Source organism: Rhodococcus sp. 06-470-2, from assembly GCF_002258235.1.
Classification (GTDB): Bacteria; Actinomycetota; Actinomycetes; order Mycobacteriales; family Mycobacteriaceae; genus Rhodococcoides.
Genome location: NZ_NOYB01000032.1, coordinates 588,898 through 614,445, shown reverse-complemented (window position 1 = coordinate 614,445; position 25,548 = coordinate 588,898). Strand labels below are relative to the sequence as shown.

24 protein-coding genes are annotated in these 25,548 nt (G+C 66.4%); 18 read left to right on the top strand and 6 right to left on the bottom strand.

Going from position 1 to position 25,548, the window contains the following annotated elements:
• Window positions 1-5: 5 nt before the first annotated feature.
• Window positions 6-845: a class I SAM-dependent methyltransferase gene (locus CH276_RS18505; protein WP_094631810.1), complete on the bottom strand. Its 840-nt coding sequence runs from the start codon at window positions 843-845 to the stop codon at window positions 6-8.
• Between the two features lie 155 nt (window positions 846-1,000).
• Here CH276_RS18505 and CH276_RS18500 point away from each other — a divergent pair, with 155 nt between their 5' ends.
• From CH276_RS18500 to ligA, 10 genes are all read left to right on the top strand, one after another.
• The gene (locus CH276_RS18500) at window positions 1,001-1,801 is read left to right on the top strand and encodes an electron transfer flavoprotein subunit beta/FixA family protein (RefSeq protein ID WP_032397738.1); all 801 of its coding nucleotides are present in this window, start codon (window positions 1,001-1,003) and stop codon (window positions 1,799-1,801) included.
• Between the two features lie 42 nt (window positions 1,802-1,843).
• Window positions 1,844-2,800 carry an electron transfer flavoprotein subunit alpha/FixB family protein gene (locus tag CH276_RS18495; protein ID WP_032397739.1) on the top strand — a complete coding sequence of 319 codons (957 nt, stop codon included), beginning with the start codon at window positions 1,844-1,846 and terminating at the stop codon, window positions 2,798-2,800.
• Window positions 2,801-2,946: 146 nt separating this feature from the next.
• Window positions 2,947-3,765, top strand: coding sequence for a GNAT family N-acetyltransferase (locus tag CH276_RS18490; protein ID WP_094631809.1), 819 nt, complete (start codon window positions 2,947-2,949; stop codon window positions 3,763-3,765).
• Window positions 3,762-4,682 carry a lysophospholipid acyltransferase family protein gene (locus CH276_RS18485; protein ID WP_254924400.1) on the top strand — a complete coding sequence of 307 codons (921 nt, stop codon included), beginning with the start codon at window positions 3,762-3,764 and terminating at the stop codon, window positions 4,680-4,682. Before CH276_RS18490 ends, CH276_RS18485 begins: the two co-directional genes overlap by 4 nt.
• Before the next feature lie 82 nt (window positions 4,683-4,764).
• Entirely contained in the window at window positions 4,765-6,003 is a 1,239-nt protein-coding gene (locus CH276_RS18480) for a cysteine desulfurase family protein (protein ID WP_052050274.1), read from the top strand.
• Complete coding sequence (gene mnmA / locus CH276_RS18475; protein ID WP_032397742.1) at window positions 6,003-7,091, top strand: tRNA 2-thiouridine(34) synthase MnmA; 1,089 nt, start codon at window positions 6,003-6,005, stop codon at window positions 7,089-7,091. The genes CH276_RS18480 and mnmA overlap by 1 nt, the downstream gene beginning before the upstream one ends.
• Window positions 7,088-8,107, top strand: coding sequence for a methionine synthase (locus tag CH276_RS18470; protein ID WP_094631808.1), 1,020 nt, complete (start codon window positions 7,088-7,090; stop codon window positions 8,105-8,107). Before mnmA ends, CH276_RS18470 begins: the two co-directional genes overlap by 4 nt.
• A 132-nt stretch (window positions 8,108-8,239) precedes the next feature.
• Window positions 8,240-9,427: a GGDEF domain-containing protein gene (locus CH276_RS18465; RefSeq protein WP_052050278.1), complete on the top strand. Its 1,188-nt coding sequence runs from the start codon at window positions 8,240-8,242 to the stop codon at window positions 9,425-9,427.
• Window positions 9,428-9,500: 73 nt separating this feature from the next.
• Window positions 9,501-9,683 carry a hypothetical protein gene (locus CH276_RS18460; protein WP_032398339.1) on the top strand — a complete coding sequence of 61 codons (183 nt, stop codon included), beginning with the start codon at window positions 9,501-9,503 and terminating at the stop codon, window positions 9,681-9,683.
• A 55-nt stretch (window positions 9,684-9,738) separates the two neighbouring features.
• The gene (gene ligA / locus CH276_RS18455; protein ID WP_176459312.1) at window positions 9,739-11,889 is read left to right on the top strand and encodes an NAD-dependent DNA ligase LigA; all 2,151 of its coding nucleotides are present in this window, start codon (window positions 9,739-9,741) and stop codon (window positions 11,887-11,889) included.
• A 30-nt stretch (window positions 11,890-11,919) separates the two neighbouring features.
• On the opposite strand, the gene CH276_RS18450 is transcribed toward ligA, so the two are convergent.
• Complete coding sequence (locus tag CH276_RS18450; protein ID WP_032397744.1) at window positions 11,920-12,570, bottom strand: amino acid-binding protein; 651 nt, start codon at window positions 12,568-12,570, stop codon at window positions 11,920-11,922.
• Window positions 12,571-12,910: 340 nt separating this feature from the next.
• Between CH276_RS18450 and gatC the strand changes: the two genes are divergently transcribed.
• The 3 genes from gatC to CH276_RS18435 are packed head-to-tail and all read left to right on the top strand — an operon-like array spanning window position 12,911 to window position 15,768.
• Entirely contained in the window at window positions 12,911-13,210 is a 300-nt protein-coding gene (gatC, locus tag CH276_RS18445; RefSeq protein WP_032397745.1) for an Asp-tRNA(Asn)/Glu-tRNA(Gln) amidotransferase subunit GatC, read from the top strand.
• Window positions 13,207-14,679 (top strand): Asp-tRNA(Asn)/Glu-tRNA(Gln) amidotransferase subunit GatA, encoded by a 1,473-nt coding sequence (gene gatA, locus CH276_RS18440; RefSeq protein WP_094631806.1) that lies wholly within the window; start codon window positions 13,207-13,209, stop codon window positions 14,677-14,679. The genes gatC and gatA overlap by 4 nt, the downstream gene beginning before the upstream one ends.
• Window positions 14,680-14,685: 6 nt before the next feature.
• Complete coding sequence (locus CH276_RS18435; protein WP_254924396.1) at window positions 14,686-15,768, top strand: alpha/beta hydrolase; 1,083 nt, start codon at window positions 14,686-14,688, stop codon at window positions 15,766-15,768.
• A 17-nt stretch (window positions 15,769-15,785) separates the two neighbouring features.
• Here the strand turns inward: CH276_RS18435 and CH276_RS18430 are convergent, their stop codons facing one another.
• Both CH276_RS18430 and CH276_RS18425 read right to left on the bottom strand, forming a co-directional pair.
• Entirely contained in the window at window positions 15,786-17,177 is a 1,392-nt protein-coding gene (locus tag CH276_RS18430) for an alpha/beta-hydrolase family protein (protein ID WP_094631805.1), read from the bottom strand.
• Window positions 17,174-17,830 (bottom strand): hypothetical protein, encoded by a 657-nt coding sequence (locus CH276_RS18425; protein ID WP_094631804.1) that lies wholly within the window; start codon window positions 17,828-17,830, stop codon window positions 17,174-17,176. Before CH276_RS18425 ends, CH276_RS18430 begins: the two co-directional genes overlap by 4 nt.
• Before the next feature lie 218 nt (window positions 17,831-18,048).
• On the opposite strand from CH276_RS18425, the gene CH276_RS18420 reads away from it, so the two are divergent.
• The 3 genes from CH276_RS18420 (at window position 18,049) to CH276_RS18410 (ending at window position 21,042) form a co-directional block, all read left to right on the top strand.
• The gene (locus CH276_RS18420; protein ID WP_094631803.1) at window positions 18,049-19,236 is read left to right on the top strand and encodes a sensor histidine kinase; all 1,188 of its coding nucleotides are present in this window, start codon (window positions 18,049-18,051) and stop codon (window positions 19,234-19,236) included.
• Window positions 19,237-19,246: 10 nt separating this feature from the next.
• Window positions 19,247-19,909, top strand: a complete 663-nt coding sequence (locus tag CH276_RS18415) for a response regulator (RefSeq protein ID WP_032397749.1) — start codon at window positions 19,247-19,249, stop codon at window positions 19,907-19,909.
• A gap of 101 nt (window positions 19,910-20,010) precedes the next feature.
• Complete coding sequence (locus CH276_RS18410) at window positions 20,011-21,042, top strand: ATP-dependent 6-phosphofructokinase (RefSeq protein ID WP_032397750.1); 1,032 nt, start codon at window positions 20,011-20,013, stop codon at window positions 21,040-21,042.
• 19 nt (window positions 21,043-21,061) lie between these two features.
• Here the strand turns inward: CH276_RS18410 and CH276_RS18405 are convergent, their stop codons facing one another.
• Complete coding sequence (locus tag CH276_RS18405; protein WP_176459328.1) at window positions 21,062-21,526, bottom strand: acyl-CoA thioesterase; 465 nt, start codon at window positions 21,524-21,526, stop codon at window positions 21,062-21,064.
• Between the two features lie 231 nt (window positions 21,527-21,757).
• Here CH276_RS18405 and gatB point away from each other — a divergent pair, with 231 nt between their 5' ends.
• Window positions 21,758-23,269 (top strand): Asp-tRNA(Asn)/Glu-tRNA(Gln) amidotransferase subunit GatB, encoded by a 1,512-nt coding sequence (gene gatB, locus CH276_RS18400; RefSeq protein ID WP_094631802.1) that lies wholly within the window; start codon window positions 21,758-21,760, stop codon window positions 23,267-23,269.
• A gap of 60 nt (window positions 23,270-23,329) precedes the next feature.
• On the opposite strand, the gene CH276_RS18395 is transcribed toward gatB, so the two are convergent.
• Window positions 23,330-24,478, bottom strand: a complete 1,149-nt coding sequence (locus CH276_RS18395) for a PQQ-dependent sugar dehydrogenase (protein WP_032397753.1) — start codon at window positions 24,476-24,478, stop codon at window positions 23,330-23,332.
• A 93-nt stretch (window positions 24,479-24,571) separates the two neighbouring features.
• Here CH276_RS18395 and CH276_RS18390 point away from each other — a divergent pair, with 93 nt between their 5' ends.
• On the top strand, window positions 24,572-25,546 hold the full coding sequence (locus tag CH276_RS18390; RefSeq protein ID WP_032397754.1) for a DoxX family protein: 975 nt from the start codon (window positions 24,572-24,574) through the stop codon (window positions 25,544-25,546).
• The last annotated feature ends 2 nt before the right edge of the window (window positions 25,547-25,548 follow it).

The window sequence follows — 25,548 nt, the reverse complement described above, 5'->3', positions numbered from 1 at the left end:
GGATGTCACCCGATCACCGCGCTCGAACTCTTGCGGGCGACTGCGACCAGATCGAGGCTGTCGTCGATGCGGTCGGCGGCGATGTCGAAGTCCTCGATCGAGATGGCCGCGACGTCCTCGGTGAGTTCGGCCGGCCAGGGCTCACCGGCCAGGGCCCGTTCGATCTGTGCGTCGATGAACGAACCGCCGTGCTTGGCGTCGAGTGCGGCCAGCGTGCGTCCGTGCCGGACTCCGGTGATTTCGTCGACCTCGAGCCGAGCGTCCACGAGAAGCTCGGTGAGTTCGGCCGCGTCGAGTTCGCGGGTGTGGAACGGGTTGAGCGGGGTGTCGCGTCCGGGCGAGAACGTGATGCGGTTGGGCGTGCTGATCAACAGAATGCCGCCGGGCGCAAGCACTCGGTGCACCTCGGCGAGGAACGCACCCTGATCCCAGAGGTGCTCGATCACCTGGAAATTGACGACGACGTCGATCGAGGAATCGGCGACCGGGAGGCGGTCGAGGTTGCCGCGCAGCATCGTCACCCTCGGGTAGCGGGCGTGCACGTGCGCGGCGGCCGACCTGTCGTAGTCGAGACCGAGGACTGTCGTCGCGACATCGGCAATCATGTTGGCTCCGTAGCCTTCTCCCGATCCCGCTTCCAGCACCGTTCGGTCGCGGCAGTGCTCGACGAGTGCGCGGTAGACCACCTCGTGGCGGCGGAACCAGTAGTTCTCCTCGGCGATGCCGGGCACGGTGCGCTCCCCGGTGAGGGGCAGTGGTGCCGGTGCCGGTGCCTGAGCCGATGAATCGTTCACCGACGAAAGGTTAGTGGAGACGCGGGGGAGGTAAGCCAACGTGGTCTCCATAACAGTCGGGGTACAGATGTATGGTCGGACAGGCAGGGAGGTATGTTACCCACGGGTAACTACGGTGAGGTAACCTCGTCCCAGACCGTAGAACTGCACGAACCGTTAGAACACTCACGATCAGCAGAACATGACCAGGAGGTCGACGCAGACCCATGACGAACATCGTTGTTTTGATCAAGCAGGTTCCAGACACGTGGTCCGAGCGCAAGCTCACCGACGGTGACTACACCCTCGATCGCGAGGCTGCCGACGCCGTCCTCGACGAGATCAACGAGCGGGCCGTCGAAGAGGCACTGCTCATCAAGGAAGCCCAGGGCGGTGAGGTCAAGGTTCTGTCCGCAGGCCCCGATCGCGCCACCGATGCCATCCGCAAGGCCCTGTCGATGGGTGCAGACAGCGCAGTGCACCTCAACGACCCGACCCTGCACGGCTCCGACGCGATCCAGACCGGGTACGCGCTGGCCGCAGCGCTCGGCAACGTCGCATTCGAGAACGACGAGCCGGCCGATCTCATCATCGCAGGCAACGAGGCCACCGACGGCCGCACCGGTGCCGTTCCGGCGATCATCGCCGAATACCTGCAGATCCCGGCCCTGACGCAGCTGCGCAAGCTCACCGTCGCGGACGGCAAGGTCACCGGCGAGCGGGAGACCGACGAAGGCATCTTCGGCCTCGAAGCCGCGTTGCCCGCCATCGTGAGCGTCACCGAGAAGATCAACGAACCGCGCTTCCCGTCGTTCAAGGGCATCATGGCCGCCAAGAAGAAGACGGTGCAGACCATCACGCTGGCCGACATCGGTGTCGAGGACGGCATCGTCGGCGTCGACAACGCGGGAACGACCGTCACGTCGTCCACCCCCAAGCCTCCCAAGACTGCAGGCGAGCGGCTCACCGACGAGGGCGACGGCGGCGACAAGATCGCCACCTACCTCGTCGGCCAGAAGATCATCTGATCCCGCCCCACCGAGCAATCGAAGACAAACGAGGAGCAAGTCATGGCAGAAGTACTCGTGCTCGTGGAGCACGTCGAGGGAACACTGAAGAAGGTCAGCACCGAGCTGATCACCGCCGCTCGTGCGCTGGGTGAGCCGTCCGCGGTCGTCACCGGCCCGGTCGGCACCACCGACAAGGTCGCCGACGCGCTGACCGAAGCCGGTGCCGAGAAGATCTACGCCGCCGAATCCGACGCGGTCGACGGATTCCTGGTCACCCCGAAGGTCGACGTGCTGTCGGCTCTTGCGGAGTCGGTCTCGCCTGCGGCGATCATCACCGCAGCCACGATCGAGGGCAAGGAAGTTGCGGGTCGACTCGCAGCACGCCTCGGCTCGGGCTACCACAACGACGTCGTCGCACTGAACGGCGACGGCAGTGCCGTCTACTCCATCTTCGGTGGCGCGTTCACCGTCGAGGCCAAGGCCAACGGCGACGTTCCGGTCATCTCGCTGCGCCCCGGTGCAGTCGAGGCCGAGCCGAAGGCCGGAGCGGGCACCCGCGAAACCGTCGAGGTCCCCGCGCAGGAAGAAGGGGCCGTCAAGGTCACCTCGCGTGACCCGATCGTCGGCGGCGACCGTCCGGAGCTCACCGAGGCGTCGGTCGTCGTGTCCGGTGGACGCGGTGTCGGCAGTGCCGACAAGTTCTCCGTCGTCGAGGAGCTGGCCGACTCGCTCGGTGCCGCAGTCGGTGCTTCGCGCGCCGCTGTCGACTCCGGCTACTACCCGGGCCAGTTCCAGGTGGGTCAGACGGGTAAGACCGTCTCCCCGCAGCTGTACGTCGCACTGGGTATCTCCGGAGCCATCCAGCACCGTGCAGGCATGCAGACCTCGAAGACGATCGTCGCTGTCAACAAGGACGAGGAAGCGCCCATCTTCGAGATCGCCGACTACGGCATCGTCGGTGACCTCTTCAACGTCGCACCGCAGCTGACCGAGGCAGTCAAGAAGCACAAGGGATAGCTCTGAGCGCTGTTCCCCGACAGGCCCTCACCGCCCGCGCGGTGAGGGCCTGTCGTGTCGATCGGCGCAACCTTGTTCACGCAAACTCTTCCGACACGTTTCCCCGACGATGCCCGGTGGCCTTCCCCGATCGTTAGACACACCTCATGACCACTTCCGTCATGAGCTCGACTGCATCGATCGTCCCGGCCACCGACCGCTACTCGCTCGTGTTGTCCACCGACCCGGAGCACCGACTCGCCGCGCAGCGTCTGCGCTACGAGGTGTTCGCTTCCGAGCCGGGATTTTCCGTTCCCACCGATACCGACGGCCTCGACGCCGATCGGTTCGACGAATTCTGTGATCACCTGCTCGTTCGTGACCAGTGGACCGACACGTTCGTCGGCTGCTACCGCATGTTGCCGCCGCAGGCCGCCGTCTCTGCCGGTGGGTATTACACGGCAACCGAATTCGATATATCCGCACTCGATCCCGTCGGCATGAATATCGTCGAAATGGGAAGGGCTGCAGTTCATCCCGATCATCGGTCCGGATCCGTCCTTGGGCTCATGTGGGCAGGAATCCTGCACTACCTCGATGTGACGGGATACGAGTGGGTGATGGGCTGCGTGTCGGTGCCCATGCAGTCGGCACCGGGGGACCCCATCGGGGCCAACGTTCGCAGTGTTCGAGACCGCCTGTTGAGCAAGCACGCCACGCCGCTCGACCGTCGGGTCAGGCCGTACTCTCCGGTCGTCGTCGACGGGGTGGACCTGATCGACATCGAACCCGCGACGCGAACGACGATGCCGCCGTTGATGAACGGCTACCTTCGGCTCGGTGCCTCCATCTGTGGTGAGCCCGCCCACGATCCCGAATTCGGTGTCGCGGACTTCGTCGCGGTGCTCGGCCTGCACGAGGCCAACACTCGCTATCTCGACCGCTTGCGCTCGGCAGCAACGACGTTCGAGTCGGGTGTCCGGTGACTCGACCGATCGAGCACGCGTGGATGCCGTCGTCGCCGTGCAGTGACGGCTGTCTGCCGAAGAACCCACCGACGGTGGGACGAATCGTCCTCGTGCTGCGAGTCGTACTGGCGCTGGCCGCGTTCGGGTTACTGCCGGTGCTGGTCGTCCTCGGGGTCCCGTTCCCGCGGGTTCGCCGTTCGCTGACGCGGATCGGCGCTCGGACCCTGCTGTTCGCGATCGGAATCGACCTGACCGTGCTCGACGCCCGCTCGGAGCGGGAACGCTCCCGAACCGCTGCAGGCGCACTGCACGTCGCCGGTCACATCTCCTGGACCGACGTCGTGGTACTCACTGCGGTACAGCCGTCGACCTTCGTCGCGCGTGCCGACCTCATCGACTGGCCGGTGCTCGGCCGCCTCGCGCGGGCCATGAAGGTACTTCCGATCGATCGAGCTCGACTGCATCAGCTCCCCGGCGTCGTCGATCAGGTGGCCGATCGCGTCCGCGCAGGCGGATCGGTCGTCGTCTTCCCCGAAGCCACCACCTGGTGTGGTCGCGCGTACGGCTCGCTTCGGCCTGCGCTGCTTCAGGCCGCGATCGATTCGGAGACCTGGGTACAGCCGATTCGACTGCGCTACCTCGACCGGACCGGCGAACAGACCACCGCTACGTGCTTCGTGGGGGACGAGACGATCGGCGCATCCATCGGCCGGATCTTCCGATTGCGAGGCCTGCGTGCCGAGGTGGAGTTCACCGCCCCGGAGGCACCCGGTGGCGATCGACGCGACCTCGCTCGACGATGCGAGGTGGCGATTCGACGCGACGGAGTGGAGCTTGCGGAACGATACGGGAAGGACGTCTTCGACCCCACCGTGCACGAGGTGATGGCCGAGTCCGAACGCAGGCCGATGCCGCCGACGGTTGCGGCGGCCTGAACGAGCATCGATCACCGTGACCGCGGACCCGCCTCGCGCAGGTAGGTCCGCGGTCACGGCAGCGGGTATCGTCTAGCCTGTTATGCCTTCAGTGCGCAGTACGACTGCTTCCGTCCCGCCGCGGCCACCGGTGTACCTCGATCACGCAGCGACGACCCCGATGCTGCCGAGCGCGATCGAGGCGATGACCGCTGTGTTCGCCACGGTGGGCAACGCGTCCTCGCTGCACACCTCCGGGCGGTCCGCTCGGCGCCGAGTGGAGGAATCGCGCGAGTCGATCGCTGCGGACCTCGGCGCGCGCCCGTCCGAGGTGATCTTCACCTCCGGTGGTACCGAGAGCGACAACCTCGCCGTCAAGGGCATCTTCGCGGCCCGGCGCGATTCGGACCCCGCACTGACCAGGATCATCGCCAGTTCGGTGGAGCATCACGCGGTGCTCGACGCGGTGGAGTGGCTCGTCGCACACGAAGGTGCGAGCGTCACCTGGCTCCCGGTCGACACAGAGGGGCGAGTCACTCCGGACGCGCTGCGCGCCGAGCTGGCCCTGCATGCCGACGAGACTGCGCTCGTGACCGTGATGTGGGCCAACAACGAGATCGGAACCGTCATGCCGGTCGCCGAGCTCGCGGCCGTGGCCGCCGAATACGGAGTTCCGATGCACAGTGACGCGGTCCAGGCGGTGCCGCATCTGCCCGTCGGCTTCGCCGAGAGCGGTCTGTCCGCGCTCAGCATCGCGGCACACAAGTTCGGTGGACCGCAGGGGGTCGGTGCACTTCTGCTCGGCCGCCAGGTCCCGTGCGTTCCGCTCTTCCACGGCGGGGGGCACGAGCGAGACGTTCGATCGGGCACTCCGGACACTGCGGGCGTCGTGGCCATGGCGGCTGCGCTGCGTACGACCGTCGAGAACTCGTCGCGGCACCGCGCCGAACTGAGAGCACTGCGCGACCGGTTGATCGTCGGGATCAGAGACGCCGTTCCCGACGCCGTCCTCAACGGGCCGGAAGGCGACGATCGGCTGGTCGGGAACGTGCACTTCACCTTTCCCGGATGCGAGGGTGATTCGCTGTTGATGTTGCTCGATGCGGCAGGCATAGAATGCTCGACGGGCTCGGCGTGCACTGCCGGCGTGGCCAGCGCCAGTCATGTTCTGATCGCGCTCGGGTGCGATCCGGCCGTCGCCCGCGGATCACTGCGGTTCTCGTTGGGAACCGGCTCGTCCGAATCGGACGTCACCACTGTGCTTGCGGCTCTGCCGCAGGTCGTCGAACGCGCTCGTGCCGCCGGATTGGCCGGCGTCGGAGCTCGAGGAGGAAATCGCTGATGCGTGTTCTGGCTGCTATGAGCGGGGGAGTCGACTCGGCCGTTGCCGCGGCCCGTGCCGTGGACGAGGGCCACGACGTCGTCGGTGTGCACCTGGCTCTGTCGACCGCTCCCGGCGCTCTGCGCACCGGTTCACGTGGTTGCTGCTCCAAGGAAGACGCCGGTGACGCTCGTCGAGCTGCCGACGTACTCGGAATCCCTTTCTACGTATGGGATTTCGCGGATCGCTTCAAAGAGGACGTCATCGACGATTTCGTCGCGTCCTATGCCGCAGGTGAGACCCCGAATCCGTGCCTGCGCTGCAACGAGAAGATCAAGTTCTCCGCTCTGGCCGACCGCGCTCTCGCACTGGGCTTCGATGCCGTCGCGACCGGGCACTACGCGCAACTGCACGACGGAGTGCTGCGACGTGCCGTGGACGCGGACAAGGATCAGTCGTACGTGTTGGCCGTGCTGAACCGGGCCCAGCTCTCGCGTGCGATGTTCCCCATCGGGGACACTCCGAAGTCCGAGATTCGCGAGGAGGCTGCCGAGCGTGGGTTGGCCGTCGCCGACAAGCCGGACAGTCACGACATCTGCTTCATCCCGTCGGGCGACACTCGCGCATTCCTCGGCGCGCGGATCGGCGTACGCCCGGGCAAGGTCGTCGACTCCGAGACCGGAGCCGAACTGGCCGATCACGAAGGCGTGCACGGGTTCACCATCGGGCAACGCAAGGGCCTCGGCGTGGAAGGCCCGGCCGCGGACGGCCGTCCCCGCTACGTGACGTCGATCGAACCCGACAGTGGCACCGTCATGGTCGGCTCGGCACAGAAGCTCGACGTCTGGGCGATCAGTGGAGATCGCGCGGTATGGACCGAAGGTACCGCCCCGACCGGCCCCATCGAGTGCGTCGTCCAGGTCCGTGCGCACGGCGGACTGACCGAGGCGGTCGCCGAGGCAGCGGGTGACGGCATGGAGATCCAACTGCGGGCTCCACTGACCGGTGTGGCCAAGGGCCAGGCTGCGGTGCTGTACCGCAAGGACATTCACGGCGACATCGTCATCGGCAGCTCGACCATCTCGGGTACTCGATCCGAGCGCGAGTGACCCCGGGCGTCTTCGCTGGACTGGCGACCGGCATCGGTTCGTGGCCGGGCACCGACATCCGTGAGGCCGCTGCGGTCGTCGTCGGGGAGTTCACCGAGCTCCCACACGTCGTCGAACTTCCGGCTCGCGGCCTCGGTGCGGACATGATCGGACGCACCGGAGCCATCATGGTCGACGTCGAGCTCGACGTGCGCACCTCCGGTTATCGCGTCGTGCCACGCCCGATGCTCGCCGGCCGGCGGGCGACCGATTTCCTGGCCGAGGACCTCGACGTGCTCGAGGAACTGTGGGAGGTGTCGGGGCTTCGCGGCAGCGGCCGCACCATCAAGGTCCAGGCGGCCGGTCCGTTCACGATGGCGGCGCAGGTCGAACTTCGGCACGGGCATCGGGCCCTGACCGATCGCGGTGCGCTGCGGCATTTCGCCGAATCCCTCGGCGAGGGACTGCGCCTGCACTGCGCGGAAGTGACGCGTCGGCTCGGAGTCGACGTCCTCGTTCAGCTCGACGAACCCAGTCTCGCAGCCGTTCTGGCCGGCAGCCTGACGGGCATCACCGGGCTCGATTCTGTGCGGGCAGTCCCGGAACCGGATGTTCTCGACCTGCTCGATTCGTTGATCGAGACGATCGATCGTCCCGTTGCCGTCCACTGTTGTGCCGGCGACGTTCCGTTCGATCTGCTTCGCCGTTCGCGCGCGGTCGCAGTCGCCGTCGACGCGACTGCGCTGCGCCGCAGCGATTTCGACGGAGTCGGCGAGCTGCTGCAATCCGGCAAGACACTGATGCTCGGGTTGATTCCGTCCGAAACGCCGGAGCGGCCACCGCATTGGCGCGAACTGGCCGAGCCGGGCGTCACGTTGATCGACCGACTCGGATTCGACAGATCGATTCTCGCCTCCCATATCTCCGTGACGCCTGCATGTGGATTGTCCGGAAGTACACCGGAGTGGGCCCGTCGCGCAACAGGACTCGCCCGCGACGTGGCTGCCGCGTTCGCGGATTCCCCCGATTCGTTGTGAGATCACACAGCCGCTCGGAGTGAAACGCCGTCGACTTTGGGCCGATCGAACCCACTGCTGTTAGGACGCCGAACAGGTGTGACACTATTCACATGGCCGTCGGGGGTCTGTTGAACACGCGGGAGTTCGGAAATGGCATCAGGTGGTCGCGACTTCGACGAGGTCGCCTCCCTCCGGCGTTCCGGCAGGCACCGTCGAGGACTCGTGGCGAAACTGGCCGCGGCCACCTCCGACTGGTACCGAGCGCCGCACGATTTCGAGTGGATCATCAATCACAGATCGACCCGTCCGCTGACCGGGATCATCCGCGTGGTGTTCGGCACCGCCACGCTGATGTACGCCGTCACCTCGATCTTGATGCTGTTCAGCGATCTCGGGCCGCAGGGACCGACGGCCATCGGCTGGGTCCTCTTCGTTCTGGTCACTCAGGTGTTCGTCGCCGCCCGGTGCGTGCTCGGCCCGATCCCGGGAAAGAAGTTCTTCGTCGCGTTCCTGGCCTTCGGGGACATTCTCACGACCTCGGTGTTGATTCTGTACGCGCCTGTCGCGTCCCTGATCGGAACGGTGTTGTTCGCCGTCACAGGAGCGTTCTGCACCTACTTCCTCAGTCCGCGACTGCTGGTGGCGCATCTGGTGTGGACCGCAACGTTCATCGTCGGTTTCGGTATCCGCACCTTCCTGTCGGTGACGAGCGACGAGGTGGACTACATCGACGGGCCCGCGGTGGTGACGGCGACGGTGGTTCTGCTCCTGGCGACGGTGGGAGTACCGGTGTTCGCTCAGGTGGCCTGGACGACGCTGTCCAACGACGCCAAGCGGTCGGTTCTCGATCCCCTGACCGGGGTGTACAACCGGCGCGGCATCGACAGTGAACTGCTGGACTTGTGGCACGAAGCCGGTAAGCGCGGCATGTCCATGGCTTTCCTGGTTGTCGACATCGACAAGTTCAAGGCCGTCAACGACCGATTCGGGCACAGCCGCGGCGACGAAGTGATCGTGCGGGTCGCAGATCGGCTGCGCCGCGTGGTCCGGCATCAGGGGGGAGTGCTCGCTCGAACCGGTGGCGAAGAGTTCCTCGTCGCCATGGTCGGTGATGCGCGGGGGATGGTCGATCTCGGCTTCGACATCGTTCGGGTCCTCTGGGACCGCCGCGACGACATCCCCGTCACCGTCAGCGTGGGAATGGCGTTGCTGCGCGAGGACTCGGCTCTGTGGGACGTCGGTACGTCCGTCGTCGGCAGAGCAGCCCGTACGGCGGATGCGGCGATGTACCGGTCCAAACAGTCCGGTGGAAACAGTTTGGTCGTCGAAGAGATCTGAGGCCTCGAACCGACGTGCGTCGATGCGTCGATGCGCCGGTGTGCTCGGGTGCGACCTCTGCGATGATCGTGCGATGTATCGGCTATCGGATGCCCAGCGACGTGGACTACCCGCCGGAGTGCTGTTGTCGGTGATGGCGTCCGTGCTCGGCGGCATCTACGCGGACTCTTTCGTGACCGGCTTCGCTCTGACCGCCGGAATCTGCGCGGTGGCGATCGTCGCCGCGACATTGCTGCTGGGACTCATGGGTCGCTAGCCGCACGGTGTCGGCCGATGGGGCACTGTCGGTGGGGTCGGATAATCTTCGATACGTGCCCGAGCCGACCGAATCACCCGCAGGAACCGACGACAGCGCAGGGACGGTCGGTGTTGAACTCGATGCTGCGTCCTCTGCCGATCGCGAGCGATGGCAGACGCTGGCCGAGGAAGTTCGCGGGCACCAGTTTCGCTACTACGTCCGAGATTCGCCGATCGTGTCCGACGGCGAGTTCGATGCCCTGCTGCGCGAGCTGAACGAGCTGGAAGAGGCGCATCCGGATCTGCGCACGGCGGATTCACCGACCCAACTCGTCGGGGGCGGCTTCGCCACGGAATTCACCGCCGTGGACCACCTGGAACGAATGTTGAGCTTGGACAACGTGTTCGATCACGACGAGCTACGAGCCTGGGCCAAACGGGTCGAGACCGAAGCAGGGCCGGATCTGGAGTATCTGTGCGAGGTCAAGATCGACGGCGTCGCATTGAATCTGGTGTACGAGAACGGCACGCTCGTGCGCGGCGCCACCCGAGGTGACGGACGTACCGGGGAGGACGTGACGCTCAACGCGCGCACGATCGACGACATCCCGGACACCCTGACCGGGAGCGAGCAGTACCCCGTCCCGGAGCTGTTGGAAGTGCGCGGCGAGGTCTTCTTCCGGCTGGAGGACTTCCAGGCGCTCAACGCCGCACTGGTGGCGGAGGGCAAGCCCCCGTTCGCGAATCCACGAAATTCGGCGGCAGGGTCGCTGCGACAGAAGAATCCGGCGGTCACCTCCAAGCGGCGTCTGGGAATGATCTGCCACGGCTTCGGTCGCATGGTGGGTTTCACGCCCGAGTCGCAATGGCACGCCTACGAGGCTCTCCGCGCCTGGGGTCTGCCCATTTCCACCCACACGACCCGAGTGCAGGGCGTCGACGCCGTCATCGAGAAGGTCGTCTACTGGGACCAGCACCGACACGACGTCGAACACGAGATCGACGGCCTGGTCGTCAAGATCGACGACATGTCGCTGCATCGTCGACTGGGGACGACGTCTCGCGCGCCGCGGTGGGCGATCGCGTACAAGTACCCACCCGAGGAGGTCACCACGACGCTGCTCGACATCCGGGTCAGCGTCGGCCGCACGGGCAGAGTGACGCCGTTCGCCTACATGACGCCGGTGCTCGTGGCCGGCTCGACGGTGTCGCTGGCGACGCTGCACAACGGGTCGGAGGTCAAGCGCAAAGGCGTTCTGATCGGCGACACGGTGACCATTCGCAAAGCGGGAGAGGTCATTCCGGAGGTTCTCGGCCCCGTCGTCGACGCCAGGACCGGTGCCGAGACCGAGTTCGTCATGCCCACCGAGTGCCCGGAGTGCTCGACGCCTCTGGCCCCGGCGAAGGAGGGTGACGCCGACCTGCGCTGCCCCAACTCGCAGTTCTGCCCGGCGCAACGTCGCGAGCGGGTGTTCTTCGTGGCCGAGCGGCAGCGATTCGACATCGAGGGACTCGGCTACGAGGCCGCATCCGACCTGTTGGCCACCGGGGCCATCGAGGACGAAGGTGACCTGTTCTCGCTCACCGAGGACGATCTGATGAAGACGGCGATCTTCCGCACTAAGTCCGGGGCGTTGTCCGCCACCGGTCGAAAGTTGCTCGACAACCTGGCCACCGCACGGAACCAGCCGCTGTGGCGGGTGCTGGTCAGTCTGTCCATCCGGCACGTCGGTCCCTCGGCAGCGCGCGCATTGGCAGGGGAGTTCGGCAGCCTCGACCGAATCCGGGCAGCGTCGGTCGAGGAACTCTCGGCGGTCGACGGGGTGGGCGGCACCATCGCAGCCGCAGTCTCCGAGTGGTTCGAGGTCGACTGGCACCGCGCCATCGTCGACAAGTGGCAGGCCGCGGGCGTGCGCATGGAAGACGAGCGGGACGCGTCCATCGAGCGCAATCTCGAGGGACTGTCGATCGTGGTCACCGGGTCGCTCACGTCGTACTCGCGTGACGAGGCCAAGGAAGCGATTCTGCTGCGCGGTGGCAAGGCTGCAGGTTCGGTATCGAAGAAGACGGCGTTCGTTGTGGTCGGCGACGCTCCGGGGTCCAAGCACGACAAGGCGATCGAGCTCGGCGTGCCGGTGCTCGACGAAGAGGGATTCACCCTGCTTCTGACCGAGGGCCCCGATGCCGTGGCTCCGACCGACGCAGAACCCGAATCCTCGGACTGATCGGGCCGGGAACTCGTCGGTTCGGACGCGTCAGTTCAGAACCGTCGCGACGATGCCGGCGAGATACCCGAGTCGGGCGATCTCCGAGGGCCTGAACTCCGGGCCCCCGGGCCTGCCCAACATCAGCACGGTTCCGGTGGTACCGAGGGGAGCCGCGGCGATCTTGGTGTCCATGTCCCGCCAGACCTGGGGCACCCAGTCGGCGTCCGAGTCCAGAGCGGCAGGGGCGTTCAGTGGGAACCAGGGCAGCTCGGCGGCGTGCGTCTCGGGAGCCCCCGAGCTGCCCACCAGACGGAACGGGCCGTGTGCGTTGGTGGCAACGACTGTGCTCCACCCCACCCGCAGAACGCGGGGGGCTCCGTCGACGAGCACCTGAAGTCGGTCGTCGGACGCCGCCGCGACCCGATCGATCAGTTCCAGTTCTCGGTGCGTATCGAGGACGCCGGTGTACGGGCGGATGGAATCGACCCGAACGTCGGTCAGGTTCTCGGCCGCAGTGATGAGCGTGTCGGGAAGCGAACCCGGAGCGACGTCGACCACAAGATCGTCGACTGCGTAACCGTCACCGCGTTCGATGACGTCGAGGGAGAGGATGTCCGCCCCGACCGAACCGAGCGCGACGGCCAACGATCCGAGGCTGCCCGGCCGATCCGGCAGTTGGACGCGGAGCAGGTAGGACATGTCACGCTCCCTTTCGACTTCTGGCGTATTTCGGCCACCCCAGCGTCATCGGTCGTTGCTGGCGAGTAGCGTGCCGCTCTTGGGTCGTTCGGCAGGCTCCGCTCCTGGGAACACTGTGCACCCCGGCGCGAGCAATCCTTGCATCTTCGACCCGTCGGGTACGTCGCGCAACGCGGGCCGTGACAATTCCGACACTCCACGCGGCCGCGAGGCGTGAGTGAAGTCCGCGTAATGCTGCGCACTAGGCTGGACCGCGTTCGCGAACCCACGAGGTTCGCTCTGCACGAATACGGGGCCGCTTCTGCAGGCTCCGCTCCTATGTCCGAAAGGGGTCTACGCGGTGCCAGACATCTCCCGCGACGAGGTCGCTCACCTCGCCCGGCTGTCGCGCTTGGCTCTCAGCGACGCCGAACTCGACGAGTTCGCCGGCCAGTTGGATTCGATTCTTCATCACGTCAAGACGGTGGCGGAGGTGGCAACCGACGACGTCCCACCGACCGCCAACCCCAGCGACATCGTGAACGTGACGCGTCCCGACGTGATCGTTCCAGGCCTGACGCCGGAACAAGCACTGTCCGGCGCACCGAACGCCGAGGAGGGCCGTTTCGCGGTGCCGCAGATTCTGGGAGAGAGCGAATGACCGACCTGACGAAGCTCGACGCGTCCGAGCTCGCCACCCGAATCCATGCGCGTGAGGTCAGCGCCGTCGAGGTGACTCAGGCGCATCTCGACCGGATCTCCGAGGTCGATGGTGACCTGCACGCTTTTCTGCACGTCGCAGGATCCGAGGCACTCGCAGCGGCGACCGACGTCGATGCGGGATTGTCCGCCGGACACGCACCTGCCTCGGCTCTGGCAGGCGTGCCGCTGGCCCTCAAGGACGTGTTCACCACGACCGACATGCCGACGACGGCCGGATCGAAGATTCTCGACGGGTGGATGTCGCCGTACGATGCGACGCTCACGACGAAGCTGCGGGCCGCGGGCATTCCGGTGCTGGGCAAGACCAACATGGACGAGTTCGCGATGGGTTCGTCCACCGAGAACTCGGCCTACGGACCGACCAAGAACCCCTGGGACACCACCCGCATCCCCGGTGGCTCGGGCGGCGGCAGTGCTGCGGCGCTCGCGTCGTACCAGGCCCCGCTGGCCATCGGCACCGACACCGGAGGATCGATCCGCCAGCCGGCGGCGCTCACCGGCACCGTGGGAACCAAGCCGACCTACGGCAGCGTCTCGCGCTACGGACTGATCGCCTGTGCCTCCTCTCTCGATCAGGGTGGCCCGTGCGGTCGAACCGTGCTCGATACCGCGTTGCTGCACGAGGTCATCGCCGGCTACGACTCGCGCGACTCCACGTCGGTGGAGACTGCAGTTCGACCGGTGGTCGAGGCGGCACGAGAGGGTGCTCGCGGTGACCTGACCGGAGTGCGTGTCGGTGTCGTCAAGGAATTGCACTCGGACAAGTACCAGCCCGGTGTGATCTCGTCCTTCGACGCTGCGGTGGCGACACTGACCGAACTCGGTGCCGAGGTGGTCGAGGTGTCGTGCCCCAACTTCGTGCACGCACTGGCCGCCTACTACCTGATTCTTCCGTCGGAGGTGTCGTCCAACCTGGCTCGGTTCGACGGCATGCGGTACGGGTTGCGGGCGGGTGACGACGGCAAGCACAGCGCCGAGCAGGTCATGGCCACCACGCGCGCACAGGGGTTCGGACCGGAAGTCAAGCGTCGCATCATGATCGGGACCTATGCCCTCTCCGCGGGATACTACGACGCCTACTACGGCTCTGCCCTGAAGGTGCGCACCCTGATCGCCCGTGACTTCGACGCCGCGTACGAGAAGGTCGACGTGCTGGTAACGCCGACTACCCCGACCACGGCATTTCCGTTGGGGGACAAGGTCGACGATCCGATGGCGATGTATCTCAACGACCTGTGCACCCTGCCCACGAACCTCGCGGGTCACTGCGCGATGTCGGTGCCGTCGGGTCTTGCTTCCGAGGACGGACTGCCCGTCGGTCTGCAGATCATGGCTCCGGCGTTCGCGGACGAGCGGCTCTACCGTGTCGGTGCCGCATACGAGGCCGCCCGCGGCGATCTGAGGTAGTTCGAGGTGCTGCATCGGTGGGCTGCCGATCTGGCTCATCAGCCACTGCTGTCCGGTGCAGTGCCCGCGGTCGCACTGACTGCGACGGCGGTCCTGACGACCGTCCTCGTGTTCGCGGTCGTCCGAAGGACACGGCGAGGTCGAACGCTGGGAACGGTGTTCGGCCCGCTGAGTGCTCTGGGTCTCGTGGGATCGCTTGTGGTGGCGGCGACGGTGCTCACCAATCTGACCGTCACTCGGTACCCGACGGTGGCCGTGGCGCTCGGCCACCGACCGGCCGTCCCGATCGAGGGCACCGGCAGGTTGATCGATATGGACGTGCCCGGCACGGTGTCGCACTTCGACGCGCGACCCGCGACCGTCTACGTTCCGGCGTCGTACGACGCAGGAGCGAGCGACCTACCGGTGCTGGTGCTGCTCACCGGCCAACCCGGCCATGTCGTCGACTGGATCGAGGGTGGTCGTCTGGCCCAGACGATGGACGCCTTCGCGGCACGTCACGACGGCGCGGCCCCGATCGTCGTGGTGGCCGACGGCCTCGGCGACACCGAGGCGAATCCGATGTGCATGGATTCGGACCTCGGGAACGCCGCGACGTACCTGTCCGTCGATGTGCCGCAGTGGGTTCGGTCGAACTTCCGGGTGTCCTCGGATCCGAGGGCGTGGGCGGTGGGCGGCTATTCCTACGGCGGAACGTGCGCGCTGCAGCTGGCGGTGACTGCACCGTCGGTGTACCCCACCTTTCTCGACATCTCCGGCGAGGACGAGCAACGGCGCGGGACGAGAAGCGAATCCGTTGCGGCGGCATACGGCACGGACACCCCGGCGAACGAGGCGCGTTTCGAGCGATCGACGCCGCTGAACATACTCTCGCGCAACAGATTTCCCGATTCGGCCGGTGCGTTCGTGGTAGGTGCCGACGACGAGGAATTTCGGCCGCAGACCGAGCGAACCTTCAAGGCTGCAGAGGCTGCGGGTCTCGAGGTGCACTACAGCGAGCTGCCCGGCGGGCACTCGATGCAGGTGTGGGCTCCCGCGCTGGAGCAGGAAATGGACTGGCTCGGTGGGCGATTGGGGCTTGCCGACTGAATCGCCCGGCGTGGTCGTCACCGACACCGTTGCATGCTCGTACCCTGGTCGGTTCCGTACCGATGGCCGTGACCGGCTCCGACGTCGAGTGCGGCCGTAAGATCGACGGACGTCTGGAGGAAGCTCACGCCGGGCAGCCACATCGGTGTGGGCGCGTCGGGTCGGGTGCTCGACGTGTTCGGCGGTGACCACAGCAGGTCGGTCGACCACCGGACGACGGGGTCCGAGGAATTGGCCACCACCGTTGCGCCGTCGGTGTTCACGGCCCCGGCGGGCGGACCCGCCCACACGGCACCGCAGATACCCGGATCGCTCCGTCCGATCGAGAGGAACACGTCGCTTCCCGCCACCGCGCCCAGACTCTGGCCGTACACGATGATGTCGGGCGGTGTCGGTTCCGATGCCGCGCGCGTCGCCACAGCGCGAACCACTGCGTCCGCGGAACTACGCGCGTCGTCCTCGGCGAACAGGAATGTCGCCCAACTGGGCGCGCTCGAGTACTGCACCGCCACTGTGGCGACGTCACCACCGAATCTGCTCTCGGCACCGGTGACGGCGTTCTCGTCCACCCACCCCGATCCGGTCGGTATCGCGACGACCACGACGCTGCGCTGGAACCCCCCGGCTCGATCCAGGTCCGCGACGGCCAACGCCACCCTGCGATCGACCGTCGGGGCCGAATCCAGACCCGCGTAGGCGCGCACGGTGCCGGGAGCGAGACCGCCGGAGACGAACTTCCGGCCCTCTGCGCCGAGCGTGCGCCACGGGACGAGCGAGGCCGGAGCTCCTGATCTCGTGTTCGAGCTCGGAGCGGGCTCCGCGTCGTCCACAACGGAGTTCGAGGCCGAGAACGAGTCCGATACGGCCGACCCGACCGAAGGCGCGGCGACGAACGACGCAAGACCGACGATGGTAACCGCAATCACCGATCGACCACGGCCGAGTGCGCCGCCGATTCCGACAGCCGCACGGCCCAGTCCGCAGAGAACCACCGCAACACAGATCGCCCCTGCCGCCACCTCCGCTGCGTACCGCCAGTCCACCGTCCCGACGTCCATAGAGATCCGTAATCGGTTCTGCCACAGAATATTCGCTGCAAAAGAGCAGGTCGATATCCCTGCCCCGACACCCGCCGACCAGGCCTGCAGGCACCGCCGAGCGGGCGTGCGCGAACCGAACACGCGCCGGGCCGACCATGCGGCCGCGAGTGCCGTCGCCATCACAGTGCCGGTGAACAGGGCCTGGGTGACGGCCGACCGAGGGAGCAACGAGGGAGCCGAGGACACCATCACTGCAACGGTGAGGGCCACCGAGGTGCCGATTCGGGGGAATCGGACACCCGTCTCGGCCGGGGCAGTCGGGTGAGCCGAACCGGCAACTCCGGTGCCTGCGACGATCGGCGCGATCATGCGGGCTCGATCGTCCGGGACACCGGCTCGGTGGTCAGCAGGCGTCGGCGCGCATGTCGGCCGGTCGCGATGCCCCACAGTGCAATCGGAACGATCCCCGCGCCGCCGAACACGAAGGGCAATGCCGGCTCGGCCACCGGTGCGCCGAAGAACTGTCGCCAGGAGTTGAGGTCGACGGCCGTGGCAGCCACCGATGCGGCGGCGTCGCAGACCTGACGGGGCCCGTCGTCGGCCCGGTCCGTGCAGGCGGCGTGCATACGCCCCTCCAACTGGGCATCGAACGATCTGCGCCACTGCGGATCCACTGTCGTTCCTGTGGCAGCGGCGTACCGAATCAGGTCGTAGCCCAGGTCGTGGGCCCTGCATGCGGAATCGAACTCGGACGGAAGCGGAACGGGCGACGAGCAATCGCCGTGTGGGTTCTCTGCCATGTCGTCCTGCACCCGAGGCCGGTATCCCATCACCGATCCGAAGTCGTCGGGGATGGTCAGGGCGGCGACGTCCGCCGACTCGGTGACCAGTGCGTGTACCGAGACCGCGACAGGCGAAGTCGACTCGGCAGCAGGCGGTGTCGATGCCGCGCCGGTCGTTGCCGTCACCGCTGCGATCGCCGCCGCCGCGCACAAGACGACGCGAGAAGTGTTCCTGTTCATGGCTTTCGACGCTAGGGAGCGGCGTATTCATCGGTCATCGCACCGAAGTCTCGTTCTGCCGTACGTGCATCGGTGGTCCCCCAAGGGGGATCCGATACCTGGATACTGCACAGAACTGATACCCAGGTATGACGACCTCGTCGGCTCACAGTCCCTAGGCTCGGTGCGTGCGAAGGAACAGATCAGGCGACGCCGAACTCGGAGCGATTCGGCGTCGAGTGCCGACCCGACTCGGTGGCTTCCGCGCGATCGACGTGCTGATCGTTGCGATCACTGCAACGCTGTATTCGATTGCATGGCCGACTCTGCCGGTCACCCATCAGGTCTCGGGTCCGTTACTGCCCATCGTCGGCGCACTCGCCGCGTTTCCTTTCGCGTTGATCCGCGTCAATCCCGCACTGGGATGGGCCGTCTCGGCTCTGTTCGCTCTGGTGATACCGGTAGCGTTCGACCGTGTACCCGGCTACGACTACCCGTGGCAGGTGGTGCACATACTCGTTCTTCTGGCGTTGTTGTTCGCCGTCGCGGTTCGCTCGCCGATATCGGTGCTGCTCGTCGCTTGGCCGGCCAGCATGCTGGTGTTCTTCGCCTACATGCCGGGCGCGGACGGCGTCGGCTGGTCGGTGGGTCTGACCGCGATCGTGGTGTTCGGACTGTTGATCCGCTGGCTCGTTCTCTCCCGTAGGCAGCTCGCGCAGCAAGAGGAAGTCAGTGAGCTCGAGCGCACCCGACGCACCGTTCTCGAGGAGAAAGCCAAGATCGCCCGCGATCTGCACGATGTCGTTGCGCACCACATGTCGATGGTCGTCGTCCAGGCGCAGAGCGCGCAGTATCGACTCGATGATGTATCCGATTCCGCAGCACAGGAATTCGAGTCGATCGCCGTCACCGCCCGGGAAGCGCTCAACGAGATCCGGGGAATGCTGGGGGTGCTGCGCAGTGACGGAGCGCAGTGGCAGGACGCACCGGCACCGAATGCACTCGACCTCGAACGTACCCTGCACGCGAGCCGCAAGGCCGGTATGGACGTGCGGTGGACTGTCACCGGCCGGATCGAATCGATTTCCGACACAACAGGGTTGGCGCTGTACCGAGTTCTGCAGGAGTCGCTGTCCAACGCTGCCCGGCACGCCCCCGGGGCCGCGGTGACCGTCGACATCACGGTCGGGCCGAGTACGGTCGTCATGACCGTGATCAACACTGCGTCGCCGAGCACGAGTGTCCGACGCACTGCTGGAGCCGATACCGGTGGGCACGGGATAACAGGTATGCGCGATCGTGCGCGCGCGGCGCACGGCACGCTGCACGCCACCTATCTGCCCGACGGAGGATTCGAGGTCGCGGTGCACGTTCCGAACGGCATGCCGATCTCGACGGCACCGGTTGTTCGGCACGATCTCGCCTAGGCTGTTGCGCGTGGCTACAACGGTGTTCATCGCCGACGACCAGGCAATGGTGCGGCAGGGGTTCGGTGCCCTTCTCGGTGCGCAGGCCGACATCTCGGTCGTCGGAGACGCCGACAACGGCAGGACCGCGGTCGGCGAGGTCGCCCGGTTGTTGCCCGACGTGGTGCTGATGGACGTTCGGATGCCCGAGATGAACGGTCTCGATGCCGCTCGCGCCATTCTCTCTGCGTCACTTCCGTCGCCGGTGCGCATTCTGATGCTGACGACGTTCGACATCGACGACTACGTCTACGAGGCCCTGGCGCTCGGCGCGAGTGGCTTTCTGCTCAAGGATGCTCCGGCCGAGGAGTTGATCAGGGGTGTTCGGGTCGTCGCCGCAGGCGAGGCGTTGTTGGCGCCGTCGGTGACGAGACGGCTCATCGCCGACGTCACCTCCCGGCGGGGAGCTCGGCGGCACACGTCCGCGCGTCTGAGCGATCTGACTCCGCGGGAACGCGAGGTTCTCGAACTGATCGCCACCGGTATGTCCAACTCCGAGATAGCGGGTTCGCTGTTCCTGGCCGAGCAGACCGTGAAAACGCACGTCGGCAAGGTCCTCGCGAAGCTCGGACTGCGCGATCGCGCTCAGGCGGTCGTCCTGGCCTACGAGACCGGCGTCGTCACGCCGAAGTGAGGACCGGACGGTACCGACGCGCGCAGCATCCAACGCCCGATTAGGCTGACGTCCGTCACCGGGTCCGCTTCACGGACCCGCGAGCAGAGAGGCGAAAATCGATGCGCATCGGAGTTCTGACCGGAGGCGGCGATTGCCCGGGGCTCAATGCGGTGATTCGCGCAGTCGTACGCACCGCCGACGCGCGGTACGGCTCCACTGTCGTCGGTTTCCAGGACGGATGGCGCGGGCTTCTCGAAGACCGTCGGGTGCAACTGCGCAACGACGACCGTAACGACCGGTTGCTCACCAAGGGCGGCACGATGCTCGGCACCGCGCGCACCAATCCGGATGTGTTGCGCGCCGGACTCGATCGGGTCAAGCAGACTCTCGAGGACAACGGCATCGACGTGTTGATCCCGATCGGCGGCGAAGGGACCCTGACCGCTGCCGCGTGGTTGTCGGAGGAGGGTGTGCCCGTGGTCGGCGTGCCCAAGACGATCGACAACGACATCGACTGCACCGACGTCACATTCGGCTTCGACACGGCGCTGACGATCGCCACCGATGCGATCGACCGTCTGCACAGCACCGCCGAATCCCACCAGCGCGTGATGCTGGTCGAGGTGATGGGTCGGCACGCGGGGTGGATCGCTCTGCACGCCGGTCTGGCGTCCGGTTCGCACATGACGCTGATCCCCGAGCAGCCGTTCGACGTCGAAGAAGTATGCACGTTGGTGCGCAAGCGTTTTCAGCGCGGAGACTCGCATTTCATCTGTGTCGTCGCCGAGGGTGCCAAGCCGATGGAGGGCTCGATGAAGCTTCTCGACGGCGGTATCGACGAGTTCGGCCACGTTCGATTCACCGGAGTCGCCCACCAACTCGGTGTCGAGATCGAACGCCGCATCAACAAGGAAGTACGGACCACGGTGCTCGGCCACGTCCAACGCGGTGGAACACCGACGCCGTACGATCGCGTTCTCGCAACACGATTCGGCGTCAATGCGACCGATGCGGCCCATTCGGGCGACTTCGGCAAGATGGTCTCGTTGCGCGGAACCGAGATCGGCCTGGTGTCTCTGGCCGAGGCCACCAAGCAACTCAAGCGGGTACCCCAGACCCGATACGACGACGCCGCCGCGTTCTTCGGCTGATCGGGCGGGGCGTCGGCCGTCAGATACGTCCTGAGGCTTCCTGGATCTCGGCCTCACGTTCCTCGGTCTCGCGGCGTAGTTCGCGCCGTCGTCGCGCCGCCTCGAAACGCTGGGCACCGACCTCGGTGGTCGGCGTCAACTGGGGCAGTGTCTTCGGCTTGCCGTCGTCGCCGATCGCCACCATGGTGAAGTAGCAGCTGTTGGTGTGGCGTAATTCACCGCACTGGATATTCTCGGTCTCCACTCGGATGCCGACCTCCATGGACGTGCGGCCGGTGTAGTTGACCGACGCAGAGAACGTGACCAGTTCTCCGACGTGGATGGGTTCGCGAAACACGACGCGATCGACCGACAGGGTGACGACGTAGGCCCCCGCGTAGCGACTGGCGCAGGCGTACGCAACTTGGTCCAGGAACTTCAGAATCGTGCCGCCGTGGACATTGCCGGAGAAGTTGGCCATGTCGGGTGTCATCAGCACGGTCATGGACAATGTCTGTCGCTCTGGGGGAGTCACCCGTGCACGGTAACGAGGACTCGTTGTTACTCGCGCGTTGTAGGCGGGAGTGGAGCCTGCGGGAACGACCGATGGAGGCGGGAGTGGAGCCTGCGGGAACGACCGATGGAGGCGGGAGTGGAGCCTGCGGGAACGACCGATAGAGGCGGGAGTGGAGCCTGCGGGAACGGCTGGCGGTGGGTAGGACATAAACTTGCGTGCATGACTGCTGCAACCGTCGATTTGATCGATTACGACGATGTGCTCGCCAAGTTCGACCCCGTGTTGGGCATGGAGGTCCATGTGGAGTTGGGCACGGCGACCAAGATGTTCTGCGGCTGCCCCACCGAGTTCGGTGCGGAGCCGAACACCCAGGTGTGCCCGGTGTGCCTGAGCCTTCCCGGCGCGCTTCCGGTGGTGAACGCTGCTGCCGTGGAGTCGGCGATTCGGATCGGGCTGGCTCTCAATTGCTCGATCACCCCGTGGGGGCGGTTCGCTCGCAAGAACTACTTCTACCCGGATCAGCCGAAGAACTATCAGATCTCGCAGTACGACGAGCCCATCGCGACCGAGGGTTACCTCGATGTGCTGCTCGACGACGGCAGCACGTTTCGTGTGGAGATCGAGCGCGCGCACATGGAGGAGGACACCGGTAAGTCGACGCACGTGGGCGGGGCTACCGGGCGCATCGAGGGGGCGTCGCACTCGCTGCTCGATTACAACCGTGCCGGTGTGCCGTTGGTGGAGATCGTGACCAAGACCATCACGGGGACCGGTGCGCGTGCGCCCGAGGTCGCACGTGCGTACGTGACCGCACTCCGTGACCTGTTGAAATCGCTGAACGTGTCCGATGTGCGGATGGATCAGGGCTCGTTGCGTTGCGACGCCAATGTGTCTCTGATGGAGAAGACGGCTACCGAATTCGGCACCCGCACCGAGACGAAGAACGTCAACTCGCTCAAGAGCGTCGAGGTTGCCGTTCGGTACGAGATGCGGCGTCAGGCGGCGGTTCTCGAATCGGGTGGGGAGGTGACGCAGGAGACTCGGCACTTCCAGGAGTCGGACGGCACCACCACCGCAGGCCGCAAGAAGGAGACCGCCGAGGACTACCGCTACTTTCCCGAGCCCGATCTTGCGCCCGTCGCTCCCGACGCGGCCTGGATAGAGGAGCTTCGGACGACGCTGCCCGAGCTGCCGTGGTTGCGCCGTGGTCGGATTCAGAAGGAGTGGGGTGTCTCCGACGAGGAGATGCGCGATCTGGTGAATTCCGGTGCACTCGAGCTCGTTTCGGCGACGGTCGAGGCGGGTGCGTCGGCGCAGGCGGCACGCTCGTGGTGGGTGTCGTACCTGGCGCAGCAGGCCAACATCGCCGGCGTCGGACTGACCGATCTGTCCATCACCCCGGCTCAGGTTGCCGAGGTGGCTGCGCTGGTCGCCGACGGCAAGCTCAACAACAACGGTGCCCGTCAGGTGGTGGACGGGGTGCTGGCGGGCGAGGGTGAGCCTGCGCAGGTCATGGCGGCGCGCAATCTCGTACTGGAGAAGGACGACACCAAGTTGCAGGCCGCCGTGGACGAAGCGCTCGCAGCGAATCCCGGTGTCGTCGAGAAGATCCGCAGCGGCAAGATTCAGGCCGCCGGGGCGATCGTCGGTGCGGTGATGAAGGCGACGCGCGGCCAGGCCGATGCCGCCCGCGTCAAGGAGCTGGTACTCGAGGCCTGCGGTCAGCCCTGATCACGACCGAGAACGACTGCGGCCGAGCGCGTATCGCGCTCGGCCGCAGTCGTTCGTCGTTCAGTCGAAGCCGCCTCCGCCGCCGCCGGGGAACGGCACCTTGACGACGCGGTCGTCGGTGGGTCCGACGGTCGGCCCGTTCTTGTTGACGGTGCCCACCAGGATCTGTCCGTCGGCCGAGCTCGTCGCGCCGTTCAACTGGCCGTATTCGTCCTGGATCAGCAGTGTCGGTTCGGCCGAGACAGCTCCGGTGTTCGGGTCCGTGGTCAGTGCTGCAACAGCTTTGGCCGTCGTGAGGGCCACGGCCACCCCACCTGCGCCCGCTGCGCATCCGGCAACACCGGGACGGTCCGGCCACGTCCACACCGGGTTGAACACTGCACCGAGAGTGTCGATGCGCTGCAGGCGATCCTCCAGCGCGGTCCGGTCGGTGACGTAGATGTTTCCGGTGCCGTCGGTGCAGACGTCGCCCGCCGTGCCGATGCCGCTGAGTGCGATCTGCGGGCGTGGGGGGTTTGTCGTCGGGGACAGCGACGTCACCCGTAACAGCTTGCCGGACAGGGAGTTCGGGCTCGCGGCCGCGGCCGGATCGCCGTTGTCGCCGGTGAGGACCAGTAGTTCGTTCGGTGTGTAGAAGTCGATGGCTCCGCGATTGCCCGTCGCGCCGCGGGGGATGCCGGTCAGGATGTCCTTGGGTACATCGCCCTGAGCGAGTCTGACCACTCTGGTGTCCGCGGATGTGGTGATGAGGGCGTAGAGCAACCCGTCCTCGATGTACGTCGGAGACAGCGCGATGTCGAGCAGGCCGCCGTCGCCGGTGCCGTCGACATCGATTCGAGCCACCTCGACCGGCGTGCGGCCGGCAGCGACCTCCATGATGCGACCGGTGCGACGCTCGGCGACCAGTGCCGACTGTCCGTCGGGGAGCGCGACGAGACCGCCCGTGGTGTCCAGACATGTCGCGATCACCGCCGAATCCGGGTCGACACACGGACCGGACGGCGGCGGCGGAGCGTTCGGATCGGACGGCGGCGGCGTGTCGCTGGGAGTCGTCGGCTCCAGCTCGGCCGCGCCCACCTCCGGCGCAGGAGTGAACGGAGAGGCGTTCGAGTCGTCGAAACGGGCGCACCCGGCGAGCAGGGCTGCGGTCATCGACAGGGCGACGACGGCAGCGGTTGCAGTTCGTGGCGACGCTCCGACCGGCTTCATGCTTCGAACGTTACGGAACGTGGAGGGAGACACGCCACGCGGCCGTGAGCGTCGACGTCGGTGAGGAGCGCACTTCGGCTCTACTGTGGGGAGGTGACCGATACACCGCGCGACCCCAACCGGCCGGATCAGTCGTACGAACCGGCCGAGAGCCCGTACGACAATCCCACGGAGAAGATTCCACCCTCGCGCTCCACCTCGGAGACGTCGGCGTCCGACCGCACCGACGCCGCGGGTCCGCCGACCACGGCGTTCGGTGCCCAGCGCTCGGACCGGCTGCCGCGAACCGACGACGAACTCGACTTTCCGTACTCGTCGTCGTCCGACGCACGCTCGGCAGACGCACAGCCCACGGAGAAGATGCAGACGTATCGACCGTCGGCCTTCGCCGATTCGACGTCCGATCGCCCGTCGACCTCCGAGAGCACGACGTCGAGTGCGTACTCCGATCGCTCCACCGAGTACCTCGGGACCACCGCAGCGGCAGCGCCCGCGGCGGCCGTTGCCCCGGAGCCCGAAGTTCGTACCGAGACCGTCGAGGTTCCCGCACGCCGCGGCAGCACCGACCTCGGTCTGTTCGTCCTCCGTGTCACCATCGGAGCGGTGTTTCTCGGTCACGGACTGCAGAAGCTCGTCGGACTGTGGAACGGCCCCGGTCTCGACGGATTTCAGAACCTATTGGAGAGTTCGGGATTCCGCTACCCCGAGATTCTCGCGATCGCGGCCGCGGCTGGCGAAACCCTCGGTGGAGCGCTGCTGATCCTGGGTCTGGCGACACCACTTGCGGGCGCGGCCGTGCTGGCCACGATCATCAACGCCTGGTGCTTCAAGCAGGCCGTCGAGCCCGGATTGCAGTTCTCGGGCAGCGGCGGTGTCGAGTACGAGACGGTCCTCGGCTTCGCTGCAGCGGCGATCATTCTCACCGGCCCGGGACGCATCGCGTTCGACGGCCGACGTGGATGGGCCACCCGGCCGCGGATCGGTTCGTTCCTGGCGCTCGTCGTCGGCATCGCCGCAGGCGTGTGCATCTGGATCTTCCTCAACGGGGCCAACCCCGTCGTTCGCTGACC

Coding starts and splice junctions, on each gene's coding strand:
- CH276_RS18505 (WP_094631810.1), bottom strand. CDS start 845: ATGGAGACCACGTTGGCTTACCTCCCCCGCGTCTCCACTAACCTTTCG.
- CH276_RS18500 (WP_032397738.1), top strand. CDS start 1,001: ATGACGAACATCGTTGTTTTGATCAAGCAGGTTCCAGACACGTGGTCC.
- CH276_RS18495 (WP_032397739.1), top strand. CDS start 1,844: ATGGCAGAAGTACTCGTGCTCGTGGAGCACGTCGAGGGAACACTGAAG.
- CH276_RS18490 (WP_094631809.1), top strand. CDS start 2,947: ATGACCACTTCCGTCATGAGCTCGACTGCATCGATCGTCCCGGCCACC.
- CH276_RS18480 (WP_052050274.1), top strand. CDS start 4,765: ATGCCTTCAGTGCGCAGTACGACTGCTTCCGTCCCGCCGCGGCCACCG.
- mnmA (WP_032397742.1), top strand. CDS start 6,003: ATGCGTGTTCTGGCTGCTATGAGCGGGGGAGTCGACTCGGCCGTTGCC.
- CH276_RS18465 (WP_052050278.1), top strand. CDS start 8,240: ATGGCATCAGGTGGTCGCGACTTCGACGAGGTCGCCTCCCTCCGGCGT.
- CH276_RS18460 (WP_032398339.1), top strand. CDS start 9,501: ATGTATCGGCTATCGGATGCCCAGCGACGTGGACTACCCGCCGGAGTG.
- CH276_RS18450 (WP_032397744.1), bottom strand. CDS start 12,570: ATGTCCTACCTGCTCCGCGTCCAACTGCCGGATCGGCCGGGCAGCCTC.
- gatA (WP_094631806.1), top strand. CDS start 13,207: ATGACCGACCTGACGAAGCTCGACGCGTCCGAGCTCGCCACCCGAATC.
- CH276_RS18430 (WP_094631805.1), bottom strand. CDS start 17,177: ATGATCGCGCCGATCGTCGCAGGCACCGGAGTTGCCGGTTCGGCTCAC.
- CH276_RS18425 (WP_094631804.1), bottom strand. CDS start 17,830: ATGAACAGGAACACTTCTCGCGTCGTCTTGTGCGCGGCGGCGGCGATC.
- CH276_RS18410 (WP_032397750.1), top strand. CDS start 20,011: ATGCGCATCGGAGTTCTGACCGGAGGCGGCGATTGCCCGGGGCTCAAT.
- CH276_RS18405 (WP_176459328.1), bottom strand. CDS start 21,526: ATGACCGTGCTGATGACACCCGACATGGCCAACTTCTCCGGCAATGTC.
- gatB (WP_094631802.1), top strand. CDS start 21,758: ATGACTGCTGCAACCGTCGATTTGATCGATTACGACGATGTGCTCGCC.
- CH276_RS18395 (WP_032397753.1), bottom strand. CDS start 24,478: ATGAAGCCGGTCGGAGCGTCGCCACGAACTGCAACCGCTGCCGTCGTC.